Genomic DNA, 17691 nt, shown 5'->3' on the forward strand with positions numbered 1-17691 from the left:
GCGGTCAGCGCAGGCCCAGGCAGGGCAGCCAGGCGCGGGAGGCGGCCGGGCCGGTGGCGGTGAGCAGGGCGCTCAGCACGCCCGGCAGGCCGCCCAGCAGGTCGGCCGGCCACGGGTCGTACGGGCCGTCGGGCAGCCGGGCGGCCAGATGGCGGACGAGGCGTTCCGCGAGCGCCCCGGCGGCCGGCAGCCCGGCGTGCCGGTGCAGGGCGTCGGCGACGCACAGCACGCCGGCGGCGCCGTGGCACAGGCCGAGGCGGTCGGCGGGTGTCCCGCCGAAGAGGTGGAAGTCCTCGTCGTAGTGGTCGGTGAGCGTGCGGAAGGCGGCCAGGGCCCAGTCGGCGGTCACCGGGTCGTCCAGGGCGTCGGCCGCGTCCCACAGGGCCCAGGCCGCGCCGGGTGTGCCGTAGCACCACGCCTGGCGGGGCCGGGCGGCGGGCGACGGCGACGAGTCGGGCCCGGCCTCCGGCCAGGTGCGGATGCCGCGTTCGTCGTCGTGGGCCTGGCGGACGAGCCAGGCGGCGGCCCGGGTGAGCGCGGCGGTGAGCGCCGGGTCCGGGGCCAGACGGCGCACGGCGGCGGTGAGCGCCGTGACCACACCGGCGACGCCGTGCCCCATGCCGGTGTTGATCCGGCCCTGCGTCCAGGCGAGATGGGGGTGCCCCTCGTACTGTCCGGCGCGCAGCCGGGGCAGTTCGCTCTCGTCGCACAGGAGGGCGAGGTGCGCGGCGAGCGGGCGCAGCGCGGCGGGCCGCGGCGGGCCCGCGCACAGCGCGAGGAGCGTTCCGGCGGGTCCGGAGATCAGGTCGTAGTCGGGGAAGGCGACGTCATGGGTGCGGTACGCGGGCAGCCGGGTGCCCAGATGGGCGGCGAGCCGGTCGGCGACCTGGTCGAGGGCCGGATGCAGGCGGGCGCCCAGACGCAGTCCTACGAGGGTTCCGGCGAGGCCGCCGTCGTGCAGGGCGGGGTGGGCCGGGCCCCGTCCGGCGGTGCGTGCCCAGACGGCCACCGCGGCACGGGCGGTGTCGCCGTCGCGGGGGTTCTCCGCGACGAGTCCCGCCAGTACGGGGATTCCGGGGTCGCCGGGGTGCGCGGTGCCGCCGGGCGCCGCGGTCCACTCCTTCAGGCAGCGGACGGCGTGGGCCCGCGCCTGTTCGCGGACGGTGGCCGGCGGGAGGGTCTCGGACGCCATCGGGCTCCTTCGGGATGCGCCGGGCGGAGCCGCCCGCCTCGGCGGGCGGCTCCTGGGTGCGGTCAGGCACAGATGACGACCGTGGCACAGACGATGATCGTGCACAGGCCGCTGCAACCGGCGGTCGAGGCGGCGGCCGACGGCAGGTCGCTGTCGCTGATCCGCTCGTCGAGGTCGCTGATGAGGGCGTCGAGTTCGGTGAGTTCGGTGTGGGGCATGGGACTTTCCCTTCTCTCATCGGGTGATGGCCGCCCCGGCGGACCGCCTGGCGGGCGGGCCGGGGACGTCGTGCCGGTCGCGGCCGGCGAGTGTGCGGGCGGCGGACTCGGCGAGCCGGCCGGCGCTCAGGTCGTGCGGCAGCCGCAGCAGCACCTGCGCGGCGACGGCCGCGCCGCCGTGCACCGGGTCGCGCAGCAGCAGGCCGTCGGGGGCCGGGAGCATCTCCTCCACGAGCAGGGAGGCGCCCGCCTGCTGGGCGCACAGCCGTTCCAGGAGATGCAGCGCGGTCAGTGAGGCGAGGTCCACGGGCACCGGTTTGGCGCCGGGCGCGGTGCGGACGAACGCGTGCCGGGGCAGTCCGGCGCCGCGCCGCAGCAGGGCGAGGGCGCGCACCTTGGTGAGCGGGTCGTCGCCCGGCTGCCACAGGCGCGAGCGGTCGACACGCCAGGTGGCCGGGGCGAGGACGAGGTCGTCCCCGGCGGTCAGCCGCGGCAGTACGGGCCGGTCGGGCAGCGCCGCGTCCAGGGCGTCCAGGCGCAGCAGATAGGAGGCGGCGGGATGGCTCGCGGCGAGCAGCAGCCGCACGAGGGTGTCGTAGGGCGGGGCGGGTGAGCGGGTGGCGTGGTAGACGGGGACGATGCGGCGGCCGTCCGCCTCGGCGACGATCCGCCGGCCGTCCCGGCGCAGGCTGATGCGGTCCAGCGGAAGGTACCGGGCGTGCCGGGTGAGCGGCCCGTAGTAGGGGGTGGGGTCCGGGTCGCCGGTCCACCAGCGGGTGGTGACGGGGCGGCGTACGGCGTTGGCTGAGCGCTCGTTGAGCGGGGGCACGAGCAGGTCGACGAAGCGGACGCCGGTGCGGCGCTCCACGGCGGCCAGGAAGTCGCGGTAGGCGTCGCTGTTGCCGTAGCCGCCGTAGAGGGCGCGCAGGCCGTCGGCGAACCGGGCGTCGAGCACTCCGGCGGCCGAGGCGGTCTCCAGCACGGCAACCGGTCCGCGTCCCCCGTGGGCGGCGAGCGGGCGCAGCAGGCAGTCGACCGGCCAGCAGGGCAGTGCGGACTCGGCCGCGGGGGCGCCCAGTTCGTCGAGGAGGGCGTCGTCCACCGAGACCTGGGCGGCGCCGGAGCGGGCGGCGGCGTCCAGCCGGTCGAGGAGGCGGGCGTAGGGGCCGGCGGGGTCGTGGGCGGGGGCCCAGCCGGTGGGGTGGCGCGGTGCGGGCCGCGGCTGTTCGGCGGGCAGCCGTTCGGCGAGGAACTCGCTGACCGGGCGGGGCTGTTCGGTGAGTCCGGCGAACTCGGGGCGCCGGGCGGGCGGGTCCGGCGGGCTGTCGGCGGCGCGCAGGGCGGCGATACGGGCCGCGGTCCGCAGGCCGTCGCGCACGCGCGCGGCCGCGGCTCCGGGGACGCGGGTGCGCGGGTGCGGCCTGCGGTAGGAGTCGAGGAACCAGTGGCCGGTGTCCGTGGCGCCCGGGGTGTTCGCGGGGGTACGGGGCAGGGGTGCCCCGGTGGTGACGGCGGCGGCCGGGATCCAGTCGGCGCAGTGGCGGCGGGGCGCCCGGCAGATCTGGAGGACGCCGAGGGCGAGCAGGTGCTGGAGGAAGCCGCGCAGCACCTCGGTGGAGGCCATCGGCGGTGAGCCGGGCGGTGCGGCGGCGGTCGCCAGGGCCGCTTCGAGGTCGCCGAGGGGGCGGGGGCCGTCGGCGAGGACGGCGAGGACGCCTTCCAGGGCGCGGGTGCGGCGCAGCACGATCTGCCGCAGCCGTCCCGGTTCGCGGGGGTCGACGACGTAGCAGCGGACCTGGCCGGGGGTGCTGCCGGGGGCGGCGGTGGGCGGTTCGGTGAAGTGCAGGGGGGCGGGGGTCAGCAGCAGCGTGGCGGGCGCGGTGCGCAGTTCGGTGGGGGCCGGGCGGGTGCGGACCAGGTGGACGTTCTCCACGGCCACGGCGGCGAGGGCGCCGAGGGCGGCCCCGGGGGGCAGCAGCAGCGGGCCGCCGCCGTCGCCCGCGGTGACCGGGAGCGCGGCGATCTGCCCGGCCCAGCCGCGCGGTGTGGTCTTCGCCGCGGCCCGGCCCATGGCCCGCCACAGGTAGGCGGCGCGCTTGCGCAGCCGCCTGCTCGACCAGGTGTCGCCCGCGGCGAGCCGGCGCCGTACGTCGTCGGCGAGTCCGGGCGCGGCGCTGTCCAGGAAGGCCCGCAGGAACGGGCTGTCGCTCGCGGTCCGCCAGGCCCAGGTGGCGAGGCGTTCCTGTTCGTCCGCGATCTCCCGCCGCAGTGCGGCCAGGGTCTCGTCGGCCGCCTCGGTGCGGCGCAGCAGGTCGTGGACCGCTGCGGCGAGCGGGGCGGGGACGGCGGCCGAGCCGCGCAGCAGCAGGTGGTCAGCGGGGCGCGGCGGGAGGCCGGAGTGCAGCCGCCGCCGCAGGGCGAGGACGGCACCGCGTTCGGCGGCCCGCAGCGCGGGGTGGGGCACGGCCTCCTCGCCCAGCCGGTCGGCCAGCACGCGGGCCTGCTCGGCGAGCCGTTCGGCGGTGTCGGTGTGCCGCAGCACGGCGTCGAACAGGTGGGGGGCGGCGCCCGCGGTCCAGGCGTCGCAGGGCATTCCGGCGACGCGCAGCAGCGCGGTGTTCCCGAGCGCCTGCCCGGCGGTGTCGGTCGGCGCGGGGATCCGCGCCGTCGGCCGGCCCATGGTCAGTCCGTCCCGTCGTGGCCGTCGGCGGCGAGCGCCTCCGTGAGCAGGCACTGCCGTGCGGTGGAGAGCCGGCCGCGGTTCCAGTGGAAGATGACGTGGTGGGCGGCGGCGCGGCGGGGGCCGACGGTGGCCGCGCCGGAGGCGAAGTAGTGGGTGCGCCAGCGCTCGGCGGCCCGCCGCACCTCCTCGGTGTGCGGACCGAGCAGATCCCGCCAGTCCTTCGGCAGGGCGGCGAGGCGGGATGCGGGGTCCTGCTCCCAGTACGCGCGGATGCCGTCGGCGGCGCGGCGGCGGTCCGGCTCGTCGAGGCCGCCGGGCAGGCGGCGCCCGGTCTCCTCCCGGACCGCCTGCCAGACCCCTCGGTGCTCCCAGCCGACGATGCCGAGGCCCTCGAAGACGGCGCCCAGCAGTGTCAGGGAGATCCGCCAGTCCGCGGGCGCGGGCCCGTCGGCGGCGGTGTGGGCGTCCAGCCAGGCCAGCGAGTCGGCGGTGAACAGGGCGTGCACATGGGGCATGGAGCGGGGGCCGCCGAAGAGGTACGTCTCCGGTTCGTACACCTCGGCGACCGGCCGGGTCCAAGGCGCGTCCGCGGTCGCCGGGTCCAGGCGGCGGGTGAGGGCGGTGCGCAGTTCCCCGGCCCGGGAGGGGTGCGCGGCGCGGAACCTGACGCGCAGTCCGGGCGGTTTGTGCATGAAGAAGAAGTCGCGGGCGGGTCCGGTGCCGAGCAGGTCGCCGGCGGTCCGGGCGAGGCGCCGGTACAGGCGGGGCCAGCCGGCCGGCTCGGCGCGGACGTTGAGCTGGACCCAGGCCGCCTCGGGCGCGTGGGCGCGCAGGGCGTGCAGTCCCGCGGTCAGGAAGGTCCGGCGGGCCGCGGTGTAACCGGCGTCCTCGGGGTCCAGCGGGACGGTGCCCATGGGGGCGGTGCGCGCGTCGTCCAGGCAGTCGGCCAGCAGTCGTTCGACCTGCACCATGCGGTCTCACCTCGCAAGGGACGGAAATCCACCCTTGTGATGTCCGGACCGCGCGGACGACAAAGCCTGATCAGACTTCTTCATATCATCAACAGAAGTGCGCGAGCGTACGTTCAGCCCCACCCATTACAGTCGGGTGCGCCGGGGGCCCACCGGCGCCGCCCGCCCAGGCGCACCGGCCGGATCCCGGGGCTCGTCCGTAGCACCGCTCTCTCACCCGGAGGACCGTGTGACTCGTGTGACAGGCACCGCCCGACCCACCGTCCGCGGCGTTCTGGCCGCCCTGGCGCTCACCGCCGCGGCCACGCTCGCGGCGGCCTCCCCCGGCGCCGCCGCGGCGCGCCCGCAGACCGGGGCGCCGCAGACCGCGGTGCCGCACGGCGCCCCGCCGGTGCCGTTGCGGGTGGCCACCTACAACATCCACGCCGGCGCGGGCGAGGACGGCGTCCTCGACCTCGACCGCACCGCGCGGGCGATCGGCGCGCTGCACGCCGATGTGATCGGCCTTCAGGAGGTCGACGTGCGCTGGGGCGAGCGCAGCGCGTACACCGACGAGGCGCGCGAACTGGCCCGGCGGCTGCGCATGCGGGTGTTCTTCGCGCCCATCTACGACCTGCCCGCCGACCCGGGGCACACGGCGCGGCGGCGGTTCGGTGTCGCGGTGCTCAGCCGCCTGCCGCTGGTGAGCGCCGAGAACCACGACATCACCCGGCTCTCCACCCAGACGCCGGACCCGGTGCCGGAGCCCGCGCCGGGCTTCGCGGAGGTGGCCGTACGGGTCCGGGGCGTCCTCGTGCACGTGTACACGACCCATCTCGACTACCGCGCCGATCCGTCCGTGCGGCGCGCCCAGGTCGACGACACCCTCGCCGTGCTGGCCGCGGACGCGGGCCCGAAGGTGCTGGTCGGGGACTTCAACGCGGAGCCCGGCGCGCCCGAACTGGCCCGGCTGTGGGGGCCGCTGGCCGACGCCGCCCCGCAGGGCGGCAGGACCTATCCGGCGGGCGCTCCCGACCGGCGGATCGATGTCGTGGCCGTCTCCCCCGAGGTCGCGGTGGCCGGGGTCCGCGAGGCGGTCACCACGGCCTCGGACCACCGGCCGGTCGTCGCCGATCTGCTCCTGCGGCGCCCGCGCCCCTGAGCGGCGCGGGCCGGACGCCGCTCAGGGGCCGCCGCGCGGGAGGGGCCGCCCGCGGGCCACCGCTCAGGACTGCGAGCTGGATTCGAGGTGGGCGAAGACGACCACGTTGGACTCGTAGTCCTTGCTGGTGCGGTTGAAGGTGCCGCCGCAGGTGATCAGCCGCAGTTCGGGCGTCGGGGTGTCGGCGTACACCTCGTCGTCGGGGAAGCTCGCCTTGCTGAAGGTGTCCACCGCGTCGACGGCGAACCGGGCGACGATGCCGTCCTCGCGGGTGATGTCGACGTGGTCACCGGCCTTGAGGGCGTCGAGGCCGACGAAGACCGCGGGGCCGGTGGTGGTGTCGACGTGGCCGACCACGATCGACGCGCCGCGCTCGCCGGGCGCGGCTCCGCCCTGGTACCAGCCGACGAGGTTGGTGTCATCGGCGGGGGGCGGCGCCAGCTGGCCGCTCGCGTCGAGGGACAGCTTGGTGAACGGCGCGTCCACGGAGATCTCCGGAATGGAGATCCGGGTGGGGGCCGAGCGGGGCAGTGCTCCGTCGTCGGTCCCGGTGGACGGCTCCGGCTGTGCGGCCGAGGGCGCCCGGGAGGCGATCGCCGCGGGCCTGTCCGGCTGCCGCAGGCTGGTCACCGGGGCGGCACCCAGGGACTGGTGGATGAGCACCAGTCCGAACCCGACCGCTGCCACGGGCCACAGCAGGCGCAGCCGGGCACGCGGTGGTGCGGTCTCTGTCCCGGACCGGTCCGGCTGGGGCGGACGCTGGATAGCCATGGACGGTGCCTTTCGTCAAGAGGTGGTGCGGGTCCCGCGTGGCGCGGGTGGCGCCGCCGCCGCGGCCCGCGCGTTCCTCACGGGGAGGGACACGGGCCGCGGCGGCGCACCGACGGAGAACAGGGATCTGTTCAGGCCACGGTCGTGCCCGACGCCTTGCGGCGCCGCAGCATGTAGGCACCCGCGCCGACACCGCCGAGCACGAGCGCGGCACCCAGCCCCATGGTGTTGGTGTCCTGGGCCAGGCCGCCGCCACCGGCGTGCACACCACCGTGCGGCTTGCCACCACGGTCGCCACCGCGGTCACCGCCACGGTCGCCACCCCGGTCACCACCGCGGTCGCCACCACGGTCACCGCCGCGGTCGCTGCCGTGGTCGTCGTCACCCTTGGAACCGCGGTCACTGCCGTGGTCGTCCGAGTCGTCACCGGTGGTGGCCATCGCCAGCGCACCGCCACCGGCGTGCACACCACCGTGCGGCTTGCCACCACGGTCGCCACCGCGGTCGCCACCCCGGTCGCCACCACGGTCACCGCCGCGGTCGCTGCCGTGGTCGTCGTCACCCTTGGAACCGCGGTCACTGCCGTGGTCGTCCGAGTCGTCACCGGTGGTGGCCATCGCCAGCGCACCGCCACCGGCGTGCACACCACCGTGCGGCTTGCCACCACGGTCGCCACCGCGGTCACCGCCACGGTCGCCACCACGGTCACCACCGCGGTCGCCACCACGGTCGCTGCCGTGGTCGTCGTCACCCTTGGAACCGCGGTCACTGCCGTGGTCGTCGGAGTCGTCACCGTGGACGACGGTGGCCTGCGCGGGCGCGAGGGCGGTGATGCCCAGAGCGCCGGCGGCGGGGGCCGAGAACGCGACGGCGGACGCGATCGCCGCCGAGACGAACAGAGTACGGGAGATACGCATGGTGATCCTTCCGTCGCGACTGCGAGAACAGGCACCACGCCCGCTCTTCGGGATCGCAGGTGCGACGTGATCACTGTCAGCGGGATGCGCGGTCCGCACCATCGGAGCGCCGCATTCGGACTACCTGACGGCCCTTCGGCGCGGCCACGCGGGGGAACCCCGCACACCGTGCGCGCAGGTGAGCCCCGGTCATCTGCCGGGGCCCCGCCGCGTCCCCCGGGCGGGTCACGGCTTGCGCGCGAGACCGCCGTGCTCGGCGATGGGCTCCGGGGTCGCGTCCGCGGGCTCCGGACGCCACAGCGGGACGGGAACCACCCCGGGCTCCAGCAGGTCCAGCCCGTCGAAGTAGGCCGTGATCTCCTCGACGGTGCGCAGCACGTACGGGGCGGCGCCGCTCTCGTTGTAGGACTGCTGCGCCCGCTCGAAGACCGGATCGACGCCCAGCGAACCGTCGTTGACGGACAGGTGGCTGCCGGAGGGCAGCGCGTCCATCAGACGGGTGACGATCCCGCGCGCCTGCCCGTGGTCGGGGACGTGCCCCAGGATGTTGCTCAGGATCAGGGCCGTGGGCCGGGTGAGGTCCAGCGTCCGGGCCGCCTGGGCGAGGATCCGGTCCGTGTCCAGCACATCGGCGTCGATGTAGGCGGTCGCGCCCTCGGGCGTGGAGTACAGCAGGGCGCGGGCGTGCGCCAGGATCATCGGGTCGTTGTCGACGTAGACGATCCGTGCCTCGGGGGCGATCCGCTGGGCGACCTCGTGGGTGTTGTCGGCCGTCGGCAGGCCGGTCCCGACGTCGAGGAACTGCCGGATGCCCGCCTCCGCGACCAGATGGGTGATGGTGCGCCGCAGGAAGGCGCGGCTGCTGCGGGCGATGGTGACGATGCCCGGGAAGACCGCCGTGTAGGCGTCGCCGGCCTCCTCGTCGACGGGGTAGTTGTCCTTGCCGCCCAGCCAGTAGTTCCAGATCCGCGCCGAGTGCGGCACGGAGGTGTCGATCCTGGGGTGTGCCGCGGATCCGGAAGTGTTCGCGGGGTGGGTCATGGATACCGTCCGTCCGTGTGCGTTCTCGCGTGTGGCGCCGTGCGCAGCCCAAGGTACGCGTCAACCACCCGGGCGGGCACACCAGTTCACCGGCGGCACGGGCCCGCCCCGCGCCCGGCCGGGCCGTACCCGGACGCGCTCGCGGCCCCGGGGCGGGTGTACACACCCGTCCGGCGGCGCACACCCGCCCGGCGGTGCCCGGGGCCGCCCGCGCCGAGGTGCCCCGTACGCTGTGGCCTGTGTCCGCCTCCCGTCTGCGCCGTGTCGCCGTCCTCGTGCTCGACGGCGCGAAGCCGCTCGATGTCGGCATCCCCGCGCAGGTGTTCACCACCCGCGCCAGCATGCCGTACGAGGTACGTGTGTGCGGCGCGGCTCCCGGGCTCGTGACCGGAGGTGACGGTCTGTCGTACCACGTCGCCCACGGTCTGGACGCGCTCGCGTGGGCCGACGTCGTGTTCGTCCCCGGCTACCGGTTCCCGGACCGCGACGACCCGCCAGAACCGGTGGTGGACGCCCTGGTCGCCGCCCACCGGCGGGGCGCGCGGCTCGCGGCCATCTCCACGGGCGCCTTCGCGCTGGCCGCCACGGGACTGCTCGACGGCAGACGGGCCACGACGCACTGGCACTACACACGGGCGCTCGCCGCACGGCATCCGCTGGTGCGGGTCGACGAGAACGTGCTGTTCGTCGACGAGGGCAGCGTCCTGACCTCGGCGGGCGCGGCCTCCGGCATCGACCTGTGCCTGCACATGCTGCGCGGCGACCTCGGGGTGGCCGCGTCCAACCACGCGGCGCGACGGCTGGTGGCGGCTCCCTACCGCAGCGGCGGCCAGGCGCAGTACGTACCGCGCAGCGTGCCCGAGCCGCTGGGCGAGCGGTTCGCCGCCACCCGCGAGTGGGCGCTGCACCGGCTGGGCGAGCCGCTGACGCTGGAGGCGCTGGCCCGGCACGCCGCGGTCTCGCCGCGCACGTTCTCGCGGCGGTTCGCCGAGGACACCGGGTACACCCCGATGCAGTGGATCGTGCGGGCCCGCGTCGACATGGCCCGGGAGCTGCTGGAGCGTTCGGAGCTGGGCGTCGAGCAGATCGCCGCCGCCGTCGGCCTGGGCACCGGCGCGAATCTGCGCCTGCACTTCCAGCGGGTCCTGGGCACCACACCCAGCGAGTACCGGCGCACCTTCACCCGGGGCGAGTGACCCCGCGCGGTCCCCGCCGGTGCCGCCGCCGTCGGCCGCCGGCACCGGCCGCTGGCACGATCCTTGCGGACCATGGCGCTCGCGCCGCTGTCCCGGCCGGGCGCCGCCGACGAATCTGGTGGCGGACGGGGAACGGGACGGACGAAAGGGCGCCACTCATGACTCGCATCGCCATCAACGGATTCGGCCGCATCGGACGCAATGTGCTGCGTGCGCTGCTCGAACGCGACAGCACCCTGGAGGTCGTCGCCGTCAACGACCTCACGGAGCCCGCCACGCTCGCGAGGCTGCTCGCCTTCGACACGACGGCCGGGCGGCTGGGCCGTCCGGTGACCGTGGACGGGGACGCCCTGGTCGTCGACGGCCACCGCATCACGGTGACCGCCGAGCGTGAACCGGCGCGGCTGCCCTGGGCCGCGCTGGGCGTCGATCTGGTGCTGGAGGCGACCGGCCGGTTCACCTCGGCCGCGGCCGCCCGCGCCCACCTGGACGCCGGTGCCCGCAAGGTGCTCGTCGGCGCGCCCTCGGACGGCGCCGACGTCACCCTCGCCTACGGGGTCAACACGGACGCGTACGACCCGGAGCGGCACACCATCGTCTCGAACGCGTCCTGCACGACCAACGCGCTCGCGCCGCTGGCCGCGGTGCTCGACGGACTCGCCGGCATCGAGCACGGTTTCATGACGACGGTGCACGCCTACACGCAGGAGCAGAACCTCCAGGACGGCCCGCACCGCGACGCCCGCCGCGCCCGTGCCGCGGGCGTCAACATCGTGCCGACCACGACGGGCGCCGCGAAGGCGATCGGGCTGGTGCTGCCGAACCTCGACGGCAGGCTGTCGGGCGACTCGATCCGCGTACCGGTCCCGGTGGGCTCGATCGTCGAGCTGAACACGACCGTCGCCCGCGAGGTGACCCGCGACGACGTGCTGGCCGCCTACCGCGCCGCCGCCGAGGGGCCGCTCGCCGGTGTCCTGGAGTACTCGGAGGACCCGCTCGTCTCCTCGGACATCACCGGCAACCCGGCCTCCTCGATCTTCGACTCGGCCCTCACCCGGGTCGACGGCCGCCATGTCAAGGTCGTCGCCTGGTACGACAACGAGTGGGGCTTCTCCAACCGGGTGATCGACACGCTCGAACTGCTCGCCGGCCGCTGACCGCGTCCGCCCCCGGCACCGTGTACGCGGTGCCGGGGGCGGAGTGCCAGGCGCGGTGCCGGGGGCGGGGTGCGTGCGCTCCGGCCGGGGCTCAGAGGTTGATCATGTGTCCGGCGATGCCCTCGACGGCTTCCTTCATCGCCTCCGACAGCGTCGGGTGGGCGAAGACGTTGCGGGCGACCTCGTCGGCGGTCAGGTCCCACATCTGGGCGAGCGTCAGCGCGGGCAGCAGTTCGGTCACTTCGGGACCGATCATGTGGGCGCCCAGGATCTCGTTGTGCCGGGCGTCCGCCACGATCTTGACGAAGCCCACGCCCTCGGCCATGCCGCGGGCCTTGCCGTTGGCGGAGAACGGGAACTGCGCGACCTTGACGTCGTGGCCCAGCTCGCGGGCCTGCGCCTCCGAGTAGCCGAACGAGGCGATCTGCGGCTGGCAGAAGGTCGCCCGCGGGATCATCGCGAAGTCGATCTCCTGCGTCTCGGCCTCGGCGATGGTCTCGGCGGCGACGACGCCCATGGCCTCGGCGGTGTGGGCCAGCATCAGCTTGCCGGTCACGTCGCCGATGGCGTAGACGCCCTGCACATTGGTGCGTCCGCGGGCGTCGACCGCGATGGCGCCGCGCTCGGTGAGCCGCACTCCGGCCGCCTCCAGGCCGTAGCCCTCCACGCGCGGCGCGAAGCCGAACGCGGCGAGCATCCGGTCCGCCTCCAGCACCCGCGACTCGCCGCCGGCGGCCGGGCTGACCGTCACCCGTACGCCGGAGCCGGTGTCCTCCACCGAGTCCACCTTGGTGGAGAGCAGCACCTCGACGCCCAGCTTGCGGTAGTGGCGCAGCAGTTCCTTGGAGACGTCGGCGTCCTCGGTGGGCACCATGCGGTCGAGGAACTCGACGATGGTCACCTCGACGCCGAAGTTGCGCAGCACATAGGCGAACTCGACGCCGATCGCGCCCGAGCCGCCGATGACGACGGAGCGCGGCAGCTCCTCGTCCAGGATCTGCTCCTCGTAGGTGACCACGTTGGCGCTCTTGCGCATCCCGGGCAGCATCCTGACCTGCGCGCCGGTGGCGATGATCAGGTTGTCGCAGCTGTACGAGGCCGTCGTGCCGTCGGCGCTCCTGACGTCCACCGACTTGGGACCGGTGAGCGTGCCCCACCCGTCGATCTCGGTGATCTTGTTCTTCTTCATCAGGTAGTGCACGCCCTTGGCGCTGGCCTCGGCCACGGAGCGGCTGCGCCGGTGGGTGACGCCGAAGTCCATGGTGGCGTCACCGCTGATGCCGAAGGTCTTCTTCTCCTGCGTGAGGATGTGGGCGATCTCGGCGTTGCGCAGCAGCGCCTTCGACGGGATGCATCCCACGTTCAGGCAGACACCGCCCCAGTACTTCTCTTCGACGACCGCCACTGACTTGCCGAGCTGGGCTGCGCGGATGGCGGCGACGTATCCACCGGGGCCTGCGCCGAGGACGAGGACATCAAAGTGCGTCATGCGCGTCAGCCTAGTACCCCGCCGGGGCCGCCCGATCTCACGCCCGGCGAGGCCCGCGCCACATCTGCCGGAGGGGTCGCGGAGCACCGGGCGGGGCCGCGCGCGGGGGCGGTGACGCGGGCGGTCACGGGGACGGCGGCCCGCCCGGGACCGGGGCCTCGTCCGGGGCGCGGTCCTCCTCGCCGACGAGGGCGAGCACACCGGCCACGATCAGCGCGACGCCGAGCAGTTGGGGCAGCAGCCACCATCCGGCGCGTACGTGTTCCTCGTAGACCAGCACGCCGAGCAGGAAGCTCACGGTGGCGTCGCCGAGGGTCAGGGCGGGCTGGGAGGCGACCAGGGGACCGCCCTGGAGGGCGTGTTGCAGCAGGAGCACGGCGGCCAGTCCGCACGCGCCGAAGGCGTAGGTCTGCCACGCGGTGAGGAACCCGCCGAGGCCGCTCTCCGCGAGGAGGTGGACGGACGTCTTCATCAGACCCGCCGTCAGCGCGAAGCAGACCGCCGTGGCCGTGCCGAGGCAGGCGGCGCGGAGCCCGCCGGGCGGTCTGCGGGTCCCCGCGGCGGCCAGGACGGCCACCGCGGCGGCGCAGGCCGCCAGGACGGGCAGCCAGCGGTCGATGGCCACATGGGTGCGGTTGCCCGCCGGGGCGGCGCACAGCAGCGCCACCGCGAGTCCGGCGACGACGACGGTCAGCTTCAGCAGCAGCACGCCCGACGGGCGGCGGCGGTGCGCGAGCGCGGCCAGGACCAGGGTGAGGGGCAGTTCCAGCACGAACAGCGGCTGCACCAGCGAGAGCGGGCCGGTCGCCAGCGCGAGGGCCTGGCACACCCCGGCGGCGACGACGGCGAGCACCCCGGCGAGCCAGACGGGCCGGTGCAGCAGGCCGAGCAGCAGGCGCGGTCCGGGTCCGGCCGACCGGGGCACGGTCAGCGCGGCCCGGCGCTGCGCGACGGTGGCGGTCGCGTTGCCGGCCGCGGCGAGCAGTGCGAAGAGCACGGGCAGGACGAGTCCCATGGGAGCATCCTTCGCGCCTCCGCGGCCAGGGGCATCCTCACGACACGGCGATACGCCGATCGCTCCACCAAATTGGGAAATTACGGCACCATCGGCCTTTTCCGCGACAAGACAGTTCCCGCTTTCTGGATTTGCCCTTTCTTTGCCTGGCCATATGGTTTCCGGGCTCCTCCGGACGGTGATGATCGCAGCAGCGTTCCACCTACGGGAAACACCGGACTCGGAGGCTGCGGGGTGACGTCGGACATGGTGGACCAGGTCTCGGGACACCCACTGCGGGCGGACCGTCCGGCCTCCCTCTTCGACCCCGTCGCCGTCCTCACGCCGTTCACGCAGGAGCCTGCCACCGGCGGCCGCATCTGGCGGATCACCCGGGACGACCTGTGGTGCCAGGCGGAACCGGTCGGCGGAGAGCTTCCCGGGCAAGGCTGGAAAATCCATGTGTCGGCCACACCGGCCGGTGCCGCGGAAATCCTTGGGAAAGTCGCCGGAATACTGGTCCCGCACGGCATCGCTTTCAAAGTCGCGGCTTCCGCGGAACGGGTCCGCGAATTGGTGTCCCGGCAATACGACCGGGCTTCGGCGGGGAAATTCATCACCGTCTATCCGGACGGCGGCCGGGACCTGGCCGCGCTGGCGGCCGAGCTGCACGAGGCGACCGCCCGCCTGGCCGGTCCCCGGATCCTCTCCGACCGGCCCTTCCGTCCGGGCAGCCTGGTGCACTACCGGTACGGCGGGTTCCGGGCCGCCCGGGTCCTCGGTGACAACGGTGTCTACCGGCCGACCGTCGTCGATGCCGCCGGGCGGCGGGTGCCCGACGTCCGCGAGCCCTGGTACACGCCCCCCGCCGGAATTCCCGACCCCTTCGAGGAGGCCGCCGCGGCCGGCCGGGCGGCGGAAGCCGACCGGGCCGCGCGGACGGACGCTCCCCCGAAGGCGTCCTCCGCCCGTCCGGCGCAGCCCCCGTCCGTGGTGATCGGCGACCGGTTCGTCGTGCGGCGGGCGCTGCGGCACAGCACCAAGGGCGGTGTCTTCCGGGCGACCGACCGGCTCACGGGCGCCGAGGTCGTCGTCAAGCAGGGCCGGGCGCACATCGACGCGACCCCGCTCGGCACGGACGTACGCGATCTGCTGCGCAACGAGGGCGAGATGCTCGACCTGCTCGCGCCGCTCGGCCTGGCCCCGCGCAAGGTCGCCTTCCTCCCCGAGGACGGCCATGTGTTCCTGGTGGAGGAGTTCCTGGAGGGCGTCCCGCTGCGGCTGTGGAACCTGCGCGCCAGGAGCGGGGGCGCGGCGCCGCCGTGGGAGGCGGTGCTGGACCTGGCCCGGCGGCTGACGGACGTACTGGCCCGTGTCCACGCGCACGGCGTGGTGCTGCGCGATCTGACCCCTGACAACGTTTTCGTCGCGCCGGACGGCCGACTGCGCCTGGTCGACCTGGAGCTGGCGACACGCGCCGGTCACCCCGCGCCGGGCGGCGGCACCCACGGCTACGGCGCCCCGGAGCAGTGGGACCCGCGCCCCGGCTGCCGCGCGCTGCCCGCCCCCGAGGCCGACCTGTACGCGCTGGGCGCCGTGCTCTTCCTGCTGGCGACGGGCACGGAACCCCTGCTGGCGCCCGATCTGCCGCCCGTGCGGTCCGCGCGGGTGCGGCTGGCGGGCCGCCTCGCCGCCGTCGCCCGGCACAGCGCGACCGCGCGCCGCCTGGCCCCGCTCGTCCTCGGGCTGCTGCACGAGGAGCCGGAGCGCCGCTGGTCCCTCCGGCGGGCGCGGGCCTTCCTCACCGACGGCCCGGCGGCGCACCCGGCCGGTCCCCGGCTCGTGCGCGCCCCGCACGGACCGGCCGCCACCCCCGGCGCGGACGCGGAGCGCCTGCTGCGCGACGGACTGCGCCATCTGCTGGACACCCTGCGCCCGGACGATCCCGAACGGCTCTGGCCCGCCGAGGGGTTCGCCGCCACCACCGACCCCTGCAACCTCTACTACGGCTCCGCCGGGCTGCTGGGGGTGCTGGCCTCGGCCGCACGGGCCCGGCCCGGGGACGAGCGGCTGCGCGCGGCCGTGCGCACCGTGGCGGACCGGACGCTGCGGCGCGCGGCGCGCGAGCCCCGGCTGCTGCCCGGACTGCACTTCGGGCGCTCCGGCACCGCCTGGGCCCTGCTGGACGCCGGGCTGCTGCTGGGCGAGAGCGAGCTGGTGGCGGCGGCCCGGGACACGGCGCTGCGCGTCCCGGTCACCGGACCCGTGCCGGACGTGGTGCACGGGACGGCCGGTGCCGGGCTCGCCCAGGCGTACTTCCTGGCGCGCACGGGGGACGAGCGCTTCCGGGAGCGGATCGGGCGCTGCGCCGAGGGGATCCTCGCCGCCGCCGCGGACGGCCCTTCGGGGCCGCGCTGGACGGTGCCCTCCGAGGACGGTCCGGCGGCCCGGCCCGTGGTCCACCACGGGTTCGCGCACGGCACGGCGGGCATCGGCACGTTCCTGCTGGAGGCGGCGCGGGCCACCGGCGAGGACCGGTACCTGGAGGCGGCGGTGCGGGCCGGGGACGCGCTGACGGCGGCCGCCGTCGAGGACCGCGGCGCGCTGCGCTGGACGGCGGGCCCGGACGACACCGTGCCCCTGACCAACTGGTGCAGCGGTGCCTCCGGTGTCGGCGTCCTCCTGCTCCGGCTGTGGCAGGCCACCGGCGAGGGCCGGTATCTGCGGGCGGCGCGGGGCGCCGCCGAGGCGGTGCACGCCGACCGCCGGCTGCTGCCGCCCTCCTCCTGCCACGGCGTCGCGGGCAACGCGGAACTGCTGCTCGACCTGGCGGACGCCACGGGCGAGGACCGGTACCGCGGGCGCGCGCACGACGCCGTCGAGGCGGTCCTGAGCCGTACGGCGCTGCGCGGCGGACTGCTCCTCCCGGCCGACGACACCCTGCGCGAGGTGAGCACCGGCCACCACACCGGTCTCGGCGGGGTCCTCGGCTTCCTGCTGCGGCTGCTGCACGGCGGGCCGCGCCTCTGGCTGCCGGATCCGCCCCGGGCAGCCCCTTCGACCGCGGTGCGCGCGCCAGGGCGCGGACCGTGCGACGCCCCGCTCCCGCCCGGGGAGTCCGGGGTACTCACGAGAGGAGATCGCAGATGACCCAGGACCTCGACGAGTTGCAGCGCCTGCCCCAGGAGATCGCCGCCGAGGAGGACACCCCGTGTATCCCGCGGGCCGCGGCCCAGGTGCCCACCTTCACGACGGTCTGCTGACCCGGCGCACCCCGCGGTACCGCACGGTGGCCCGCACCCGCGACGGCGGGTGCGGGCCACCGCCGCCGTGTCCGCGCGCGGGCCGCCGTCCGTGCGGGCGGGGTCAGACCCCGGGCGCGGGCCGCACGGTGATCCCGGCGCGTTCCAGCAGCGCGGCCGTGACCCCGTCCCCGGGCACCAGTTCCCCGGTGAACGAACCGTCGTGGACGGTGCCGCGTCCGCACGAGGGGCTGCGCGGCATCAGCAGCGCCTCGCCGCAGCCGGTGCGCCGGGCGACCGCGAGGGCCCGGCGGGCACCGGCCACGAACTGCTCCGTGACGTCCTGCCCGGTGTCGTCCACGACCCGCGCCGTCCCGTCGAGCACGTCGTGCCCGTCGCCGCCCACCAGTTCCGCCGGGCGGCGCGGGGTGGCGAGGCCGCCCGCGACCTCCGGGCAGAAGGGGACGACGTCCCGTCCGGCCACCGCCTCGGCGAACACGGCCGACGCCTTGTGCCGTCCGTCGAACCGGCAGGGCACCCCGCGCAGACACGCGCTGACCAGGATCGCTTCCATGCCTCCAGGGTAGCGAGCGCGCCGGGCGGGGCGGGCGGGCGGTGTGCGGGGCCGAAGGCCGGGCCGTCCGTCCGGATGTCTGGTGGAATAGTGGGAGTCGGGCGC

14 protein-coding genes are annotated in these 17691 nt (G+C 75.6%); 4 read left to right on the plus strand and 10 right to left on the minus strand.

The window, feature by feature from the left end; all coding sequences use genetic code 11:
* Positions 1–4: 4 nt before the first annotated feature.
* The 4 genes from ACWDYF_RS20590 to ACWDYF_RS20605 all read right to left on the minus strand — a co-directional run bounded on the left by ACWDYF_RS20590 (position 5) and on the right by ACWDYF_RS20605 (position 5064).
* Positions 5–1192 carry a lanthionine synthetase LanC family protein gene (locus ACWDYF_RS20590; protein ID WP_389464918.1) on the minus strand — a complete coding sequence of 396 codons (1188 nt, stop codon included), beginning with the start codon at positions 1190–1192 and terminating at the stop codon, positions 5–7.
* Between the two features lie 62 nt (positions 1193–1254).
* Entirely contained in the window at positions 1255–1410 is a 156-nt protein-coding gene (locus ACWDYF_RS20595) for a hypothetical protein (RefSeq protein WP_381744398.1), read from the minus strand.
* Between the two features lie 16 nt (positions 1411–1426).
* Positions 1427–4090, minus strand: a complete 2664-nt coding sequence (locus ACWDYF_RS20600; protein ID WP_389464914.1) for a lantibiotic dehydratase — start codon at positions 4088–4090, stop codon at positions 1427–1429.
* A gap of 2 nt (positions 4091–4092) precedes the next feature.
* The gene (locus ACWDYF_RS20605) at positions 4093–5064 is read right to left on the minus strand and encodes a thiopeptide-type bacteriocin biosynthesis protein (protein ID WP_389464910.1); all 972 of its coding nucleotides are present in this window, start codon (positions 5062–5064) and stop codon (positions 4093–4095) included.
* Positions 5065–5302: 238 nt separating this feature from the next.
* Between ACWDYF_RS20605 and ACWDYF_RS20610 the strand changes: the two genes are divergently transcribed.
* Entirely contained in the window at positions 5303–6205 is a 903-nt protein-coding gene (locus ACWDYF_RS20610; RefSeq protein WP_389465124.1) for an endonuclease/exonuclease/phosphatase family protein, read from the plus strand.
* Between the two features lie 63 nt (positions 6206–6268).
* Here the strand turns inward: ACWDYF_RS20610 and ACWDYF_RS20615 are convergent, their stop codons facing one another.
* The 3 genes from ACWDYF_RS20615 to ACWDYF_RS20625 form a co-directional block, all read right to left on the minus strand.
* Entirely contained in the window at positions 6269–6976 is a 708-nt protein-coding gene (locus tag ACWDYF_RS20615; RefSeq protein ID WP_381744395.1) for a class F sortase, read from the minus strand.
* Positions 6977–7107: 131 nt separating this feature from the next.
* Positions 7108–7893, minus strand: coding sequence for a hypothetical protein (locus ACWDYF_RS20620; protein WP_451584293.1), 786 nt, complete (start codon positions 7891–7893; stop codon positions 7108–7110).
* Between the two features lie 225 nt (positions 7894–8118).
* Positions 8119–8934 (minus strand): SAM-dependent methyltransferase, encoded by an 816-nt coding sequence (locus ACWDYF_RS20625; protein ID WP_389464902.1) that lies wholly within the window; start codon positions 8932–8934, stop codon positions 8119–8121.
* 239 nt (positions 8935–9173) lie between these two features.
* On the opposite strand from ACWDYF_RS20625, the gene ACWDYF_RS20630 reads away from it, so the two are divergent.
* Positions 9174–10130, plus strand: coding sequence for a GlxA family transcriptional regulator (locus ACWDYF_RS20630; RefSeq protein ID WP_389464898.1), 957 nt, complete (start codon positions 9174–9176; stop codon positions 10128–10130).
* 158 nt (positions 10131–10288) lie between these two features.
* A complete protein-coding gene (gap, locus tag ACWDYF_RS20635) occupies positions 10289–11287 on the plus strand; it encodes a type I glyceraldehyde-3-phosphate dehydrogenase (RefSeq protein WP_389464895.1) in 999 nt (332 codons plus the stop codon).
* A 91-nt stretch (positions 11288–11378) separates the two neighbouring features.
* Here the strand turns inward: gap and lpdA are convergent, their stop codons facing one another.
* Positions 11379–12776, minus strand: coding sequence for a dihydrolipoyl dehydrogenase (lpdA, locus tag ACWDYF_RS20640; RefSeq protein WP_381744390.1), 1398 nt, complete (start codon positions 12774–12776; stop codon positions 11379–11381).
* A 124-nt stretch (positions 12777–12900) separates the two neighbouring features.
* The gene (locus ACWDYF_RS20645; RefSeq protein ID WP_389464890.1) at positions 12901–13791 is read right to left on the minus strand and encodes a DMT family transporter; all 891 of its coding nucleotides are present in this window, start codon (positions 13789–13791) and stop codon (positions 12901–12903) included.
* 246 nt (positions 13792–14037) lie between these two features.
* Between ACWDYF_RS20645 and lanL the strand changes: the two genes are divergently transcribed.
* On the plus strand, positions 14038–16920 hold the full coding sequence (gene lanL, locus ACWDYF_RS20650) for a class IV lanthionine synthetase LanL (protein ID WP_389465121.1): 2883 nt from the start codon (positions 14038–14040) through the stop codon (positions 16918–16920).
* A 216-nt stretch (positions 16921–17136) separates the two neighbouring features.
* Here lanL and ACWDYF_RS20655 read toward each other — a convergent pair whose 3' ends face one another.
* On the minus strand, positions 17137–17586 hold the full coding sequence (locus ACWDYF_RS20655; RefSeq protein ID WP_381744387.1) for a DUF523 domain-containing protein: 450 nt from the start codon (positions 17584–17586) through the stop codon (positions 17137–17139).
* Between the last annotated feature and the right edge of the window lie 105 nt (positions 17587–17691).

It is taken from the genome of Streptomyces sp. NPDC003284 (assembly GCF_053589675.1).